Genomic DNA, 6377 nt, shown 5'->3' on the forward strand with positions numbered 1-6377 from the left:
CCCACTTGCTCGCAAGACCAAAAAAACCAATGGCAGGGCGGGGCGGGTCGCTCCTAGACCGACATGCCGCCAGAGACCTCGATCACCGCGCCGTTGATGTAGCTGGCCTCGTCGCTGGCCAGGAAGGCGTAGACGTTGGCAATTTCTTCCGGCCGGCCCAGCCGATGCAGTGGCACGCGCTGTTCCATCTCCGCAATCACCTTGGCCGGGATGGTGTCCAGGATGGGCGTGGCGATGAAGCCCGGTGCCACGGCGTTCACGCGCACACCTTTGGGGCCGAGTTCGCGGCTCCAGGTCTTGGTAAAGCCGATTACGCCGAACTTGCTCGCGGCGTAGTTGGTCTGCCCGAAGTTGCCGTAGATGCCAACCACCGAGGATGCATTGAGGATCACGCCGCTGCCTTGTGCGGTCATGGTCTCGGCCACGGCCTGCGCGCAGTGGAACACACCGCGCAGGTTGACGTCGATCACACGATCGAACTGCTCCAGCGTCATTTTCTGCAGGCGCGCGTCCTGCGTGATGCCGGCGTTGTTCACCAGCACGTCGATGCGGCCAAAGCGGGCCTTCACCCGGGCCACCACGGCATCGACCATCTCGCGCTGGGTCACGTCCATCACCAGGCCCAGGGCGGCTGCGCCCAGCGCCTCGCACTGCCGCACGGCATCGTCCACCGCGGCCTGCTTCACGTCGCACACGATGACGGTGGCGCCTTCCTGCGCGAATTTGAGTGCCGTGGCCAGGCCGATGCCTTGTGCCGCGCCGGTGATGAGGCTGACTTTTCCTTCGAGACGTTTCATGGGGGAGGAGGGAGGAGGGTGGTTCGAAAAAACGCCGGCGGGGTCACCGCCGGCGCGTGGGGGATCCGGCTGCTCAGTACACCGGCTGGTGCTGGCGGATGGCGTTCCTGGTCGGGTCGTCGAGGGCGAAGCCTGCTCCGTGGCGCGCTGCCAGCTCGTCGCAGCGCCGCTCGAAGGCTTCGATGCCCATGCCATAGATGAACTGCAGCGCACCGCCCGTCCAGGCCGGAAAGCCGATGCCGAAGATGGAGCCGATGTTGCCGTCGTGCACGGTGGTGAGCACGCCTTCGGCCAGGCAACGCGCCGTCTCCACCGACTGGCGGTAGAGCAGGCGGTCCTTGATCTCCTGCAGGTCCCACTCGACACCGGGCTTCTCGAAGCGCTGCTTGAGCTCGGGCCAGAGCCGTTTCTTCTGCCCGGCGGGGTAGTCGTAGAAGCCACCGCCTGCGGCGCGGCCGGCCCGCTTGAATTCCTTGACCATGCGCTCGACCAGCAGCTCGCCCGCCGAGGCGGCATAGCGGCGGCCCTCCTTCTCGAAATCGGCGCGGGTCTGGTCCATCACGTGCACCGAGAGCGAAAGCGCGGTCTCGTCGAGCACGGCCAGCGGCCCCACCGGCATGCCGGCCTGCATGGCGGCGTTCTCGATCACCGGTGCCGCAATGCCCTCGCCCAGCATGGCCGCACCTTCCATCACGAAGGTGCCGAAGGTGCGGCTGGTGTAGAAGCCGCGCGAGTCGTTCACCACGATGGGCAGCTTGCCCAGGGCCTGCACGTAGTCAAAGGCGCGCGCGATGGTCTCGTCGTCGGTCTCCTTGCCGCGGATGATCTCCACGAGCTTCATCTTGTCCACCGGGCTGAAGAAGTGGATGCCGACGAAGCGCTGCGGCCGGCTGCTGGCCTGCGCCAGGCCCGAGATGGGCAGGGTGGAGGTGTTGCTGGCGAAGAAGCCGCCGGCGGCCAGCATGGGCTCGGTTTCCTTGGTGACGGCGGCCTTGACCTCCCGGTTCTCGAACACCGCCTCGATGATCAGGTCGCAGCCCTTGAGGTCGCTGGGGTGGTCGGTGGGCAGGATGCGGTCGAGCAGTTCGCGCTGGTCATAGGGACTCATGCGGCCCTGGTCGACACGGGCCTGGGTGAGCTTGAAGCTGTAGGACTTGCCGCGCTCGGCGGTTTCGATGCTCACGTCCTCCAGCACGGTGTGGATGCCCCTGCCGGCCTGCACGTAGGCGATGCCCGCGCCCATCATGCCGGCGCCGAGCACGCCCACCTTCTTCGGCTTGTAGCGCGAGATGCCCTTGGGGCGAGACTGACCGCTCTTGATCGCGTTGAGGTTGAAGAAGAACGTGTTGATCATGTTCTTCGCCACGGGGCTCACGATGAGCTTGGCAAGGTAGCGGCTCTCGATGCGCAGCGCGGTGTCGAAGTCCACCATGGCGCCTTCGGCCATGGCGGCGAGTGCCGCTTCGGGCGCCGGGTACAGCCCGCGCGTCTTCTGCTTGAGCATGGCGGGGGCGACCGTGAGCATGCCGGCGACCTTGGGGTTGCTGGGCGTGCCGCCCGGGATCTTGTGGTCCTTGCTGTCCCAGGGCTGGCGCGATTGCGGGTGGGCCGCGATCCAGGCCAGCGCCGCGTCGCGCAGCGCCTGGGCCACGTCGCCCTCCGGGGAGACGAGTTCGTGCACCAGCCCGAGCTCCTGGGCCTCACGCGGGTTGAACAGCTTGCTCTCCAGGATATAGGGCTGCGCGCCCATCAGACCCAGCAGGCGCACCATTTTCGTGATGCCGCTGGCGCCGGGTATGAGGCCCAGTGTGATCTCGGGCAGGCCGAGCTGGATCTTGGGGTCGTTCACCGCAACGCGGTGGTGGCCCACCAGCGCCACTTCCCAGCCGCCGCCCAGCGCGGTGCCGTTGATGCAGCTCACCACCGGCACGCCCAGCGTCTCCAGGGTGCGGAAGTTCTTCTTGGTCTGTTCGATCTCGGCGAACACCCTCGGCGCGTCGCTGGGCTGCAGGCGCATCGTGCCCTTGAGGTCGGCGCCAGCGAAGAAGGTGCTCTTGGCCGAGGCCAGGATGATGCCCTTGATGTCGGCGCAGTCGCGCATGACCTGCGCCGTGACCTCGGTCAGGTCATGCTGCCAGTCGGCGCACATGGTGTTGACGGGGGAGCCTTCCTCGTCGAAGGTGATGGTGGCGATGCCCTCGGCGAGTTCGTAGCGGATGGTTTTCATGCCTCAGACCCTTTCGACGATGGTCGCGATGCCCATGCCGCCGCCGACACAGAGGGTGGCCAGGCCGTAGCGCAGCTGGCGGCGGTGCAGTTCGTCGATCAAGGTGCCGAGGATCATGGCGCCGGTCGCGCCCAGCGGGTGGCCCATGGCGATGGCGCCACCGTTCACGTTCACCTTCTCGTGGGGCACACCCATCTCCTTCATGAATTTCATGGGCACGGCCGCGAAGGCCTCGTTCACCTCGAACAGGTCGATCTGGTCGATGGACAGGCCGGCTTTCGCCAGCGCCTTGCGCGCTGCCGGCATGGGGCCGGTGAGCATGATGGTGGGGTCTGCACCCGAGAGCGCTACTGAGACGATGCGCGCGCGCGGCGTCAGGCCGTGCGCCTGGCCCGCGCCTTCGCTGCCGATCAGCACGGCGGTCGCGCCATCGACGATGCCCGAGGAATTGCCTGCATGGTGCACGTGGTGGATGCGCTCGACTTGCGGGTAGCGCTGCAGTGCCACGGCGTCGAAACCCATGCCGCCGAGGTGCTCGAACGCGGGCTTGAGCGAGGCCAGGCCCTCCATCGTCGTGTGGGGCTTGATGAACTCGTCTTCTTCCAGAATGGTCTGGCCCAGGAAGTCGGTGACGGGCACCACCGAACCCCTGAAGTGGCCGGCCGCGCGCGCGGCCGCCGCGCGCTTTTGCGATTCGAGGGCGAAGGCGTCCACGTCCTCGCGCGTGAAGCCTTCGAGCGTGGCAATCAGGTCGGCGCCGATGCCCTGCGGCACGAACAAGGTGTCGCTGTTGGTCTGCGGGTCCTGTGCCCAGGCGCCACCGTCGGAGCCGATGGGCACGCGGCTCATGCTCTCCACACCGCCGGCCACCACCAGGTCTTCCCAGCCGCTGCGCACCTTCATGGCCGCCATGTTCACCGCTTCCAGGCCGGAGGCGCAGAAGCGGTTGATCTGAACGCCTGAGCAGCGCCAGTCCCAGCCGGCCTTGAGCGCGGCCACCTTCGCGATCACCGAGCCCTGCTCGCCGATGGGCGAGACCACGCCCATCACCACATCGTCCACCGCGCCGGTGTCGAAGCCATTGCGCTGCTGCAGCTGGGTCAGCACGCCGGCCAGCAGGTCGATCGGCTTGACCTCGTGCAGGCTGCCGTCTTTCTTGCCCTTGCCGCGCGGCGTGCGCACGGCATCGAATACGAATGCTTCGCTCATGGTGTCTCCTGGGGGAAGGCGGATGCCGCGAATCAGTATAGACTTTTGCCAAGCATTTGCTTTCTGTAATTATTCGCTGCAGTCTGATAGGTGACACCATGATCGAACGCACCCTGTTCAACGCCGACCACGAGGCCTTTCGCGACAGTTTCCGCAAGTTCGTCGACAAGGAGATCGCGCCGCACCACGAGGCCTGGGAAGAGCAGGGCTACGTCGACCGCGCGGTCTGGCGCAAGGCCGGCGAAAACGGCTTTCTCTGCATGACCCTGCCGCAGGCCTATGGCGGCTCGGAGGCCGACAAGCTCTACTCGGTGGTGCAGATGGAGGAGATCGCGCGCAGCGGCTTCAGCGGCATCGGCTTCGGCCTGCACAGCGAGATCGTGGCGCCGTACATCCTGCATTACGGCACCGAGGAACAGAAGAAAAACTACCTGCCTCGGCTCGCCACGGGCGAGATGGTCGGGGCGATCGCGATGAGCGAACCCGCTGCCGGCAGCGACCTGCAAGGCGTCAAGAGCACCGCCATCCAGCAGGCCGACGGCAGCTACCTGCTCAACGGCAGCAAGACCTTCATCACCAACGGCTGGCACGCCGACCTCGTGATCGTGGTCGCCAAGACCGACCCGAGTGCCGGCGCCAAGGGCACCAGCCTGCTGCTGGTCGAGCGCGGCATGCCAGGTTTTGAGAAAGGCAAGCGCCTGAAGAAACTGGGCATGAAGGCGCAGGACACGTCCGAGCTGTTCTTCGACAATGTGAAGGTGCCGGCCGAGAACCTGCTGGGCGGGCCGGCCATGCTGGGCCGGGGCTTCATCTGTCTCATGGAACAGCTGCCCTGGGAACGGCTGCAAATTGCCATCGGCGCGGTGGCGTCCGCGCAGGCGGCAATCGACTGGACCGTGCAGTACACCAAGGACCGCAAGGTCTTCGGCCAGGCCGTGGCGCAATACCAGAACACGCGCTACACCCTGGCCGAACTGCAGACCGAGGTGCAGGTGGCGCGGGTGTTCGTCGACAAGTGCTGCGAGCTCATCGTGGAAGGCCGCCTCGACACCGCCACCGCCAGCATGGCCAAGTACTGGTGCTCCGACCTGCAGTGCAAGGTGATGGACGAGTGCCTGCAACTGCACGGGGGCTATGGGTACATGTGGGAGTACCCCATCACCCGCGCGTACGCCGACGCGCGCGTGCAGCGCATCTACGGTGGCACCAACGAGATCATGAAGGAAGTGATCTCGCGCGGCATGGGCCTGGGCGGCCGCTAGAGCGAGAGCGTCTTCTTCAGCGGGATGCCCTCGGGCGCCTCGTGGTCCGCCAGCAGCCAGGCGCGGCTGGGGTGGTCGGCGGCGTCCTGCAGCAGTGCGCGAAGGAAGCGGATCGACGGGGCGTCGAGCGCGGCGAAGGGCTGGTCGATCAGCGTGAGCGGCGTGCCCGAGGCAAAGGCGGCGGTGAGCCAGACCTTGCGGCGGCTGCCGGTGGAGAGCATGTACATCGGCTTGGCCAGGTGCGGCCCCAGCCCGAAGCCTTGCACCAGTTCGGCCATGGCCTCGGTGTCGAAGTTCGGGTAATGGTGGCTCAGACTCTCCAGGTAGCCCTTGGCCGCCAGTGCGTCGTGCGCCTCGGTCTGCGGGTCGATCCAGAACACCTGGTGGCGGTAGGCGTCGTGGTGCTCGTCCAGGTGAATGCCGTGGATGACCAGCGAGCCGGCATCGGCGTTCTGCGCACCGGCCAGGAGCCGAAGCAGGGTGCTCTTGCCGCTGCCGTCATCGCCGCGCACCAGGCTGACGCCGGGCGGGATGTCGAACGACAGCCCGTCAAACAAGGGCGCTTCGGCCCAGCCAAAGCGCAGGCCTCGGACCTGCAGCACGGGTTCTTCGGGATCGGCGTTCATCTCAATAGCCAATGGTGTAGCGCAAGCCGTTGTGGTTGAGCACCGCGCTGCGCTGACCGATGGTCTCCAGCTTGAAGCCCGGGGCGATTTCCTGGCCTTCCTGCAGCACCTTGCCATTGACGATCAGCATGCGCAGCGCCGGGTTCTTGGAGTAGGTTGATCCGCTGACGTTGACCGCCGGCAATTGCGCGCGGGCTTCGGGCGAGAGCTCGGCAAAGCTGCGCACCGGTGCGGCGTTGGCGTCCGCGGTGGCGGA

The 6377-nt window shown here is 66.6% G+C and carries 6 protein-coding genes; 1 reads left to right on the forward strand and 5 read right to left on the reverse strand.

Annotation, left to right across the window (positions count from 1 at the left end; genetic code table 11):
- Positions 1 to 53 precede the first annotated feature (53 nt).
- From fabG to KIT86_RS07745, 3 genes are all read right to left on the reverse strand, one after another.
- Positions 54 to 797, reverse strand: a complete 744-nt coding sequence (gene fabG / locus KIT86_RS07735; RefSeq protein ID WP_297396969.1) for a 3-oxoacyl-ACP reductase FabG — start codon at positions 795 to 797, stop codon at positions 54 to 56.
- Between the two features lie 73 nt (positions 798 to 870).
- The gene (locus tag KIT86_RS07740; protein ID WP_297396972.1) at positions 871 to 3024 is read right to left on the reverse strand and encodes a 3-hydroxyacyl-CoA dehydrogenase NAD-binding domain-containing protein; all 2154 of its coding nucleotides are present in this window, start codon (positions 3022 to 3024) and stop codon (positions 871 to 873) included.
- Positions 3025 to 3027: 3 nt separating this feature from the next.
- Positions 3028 to 4233: an acetyl-CoA C-acetyltransferase gene (locus tag KIT86_RS07745; RefSeq protein WP_297396975.1), complete on the reverse strand. Its 1206-nt coding sequence runs from the start codon at positions 4231 to 4233 to the stop codon at positions 3028 to 3030.
- A gap of 98 nt (positions 4234 to 4331) precedes the next feature.
- Here KIT86_RS07745 and KIT86_RS07750 point away from each other — a divergent pair, with 98 nt between their 5' ends.
- Positions 4332 to 5495, forward strand: coding sequence for an acyl-CoA dehydrogenase family protein (locus KIT86_RS07750; protein WP_297396978.1), 1164 nt, complete (start codon positions 4332 to 4334; stop codon positions 5493 to 5495).
- Here KIT86_RS07750 and KIT86_RS07755 read toward each other — a convergent pair.
- Positions 5492 to 6121 carry an ATP-binding cassette domain-containing protein gene (locus KIT86_RS07755; RefSeq protein ID WP_297396981.1) on the reverse strand — a complete coding sequence of 210 codons (630 nt, stop codon included), beginning with the start codon at positions 6119 to 6121 and terminating at the stop codon, positions 5492 to 5494. The genes KIT86_RS07750 and KIT86_RS07755 overlap by 4 nt on opposite strands.
- Before the next feature lies 1 nt (position 6122).
- On the reverse strand, positions 6123 to 6377 hold a 255-nt coding region (locus tag KIT86_RS07760; RefSeq protein WP_297396984.1), incomplete at its 5' end, for a general secretion pathway protein GspB.

The organism is Hydrogenophaga sp. (assembly GCF_026125825.1).
GTDB lineage: Bacteria > Pseudomonadota > Gammaproteobacteria > Burkholderiales > Burkholderiaceae_C > Hydrogenophaga.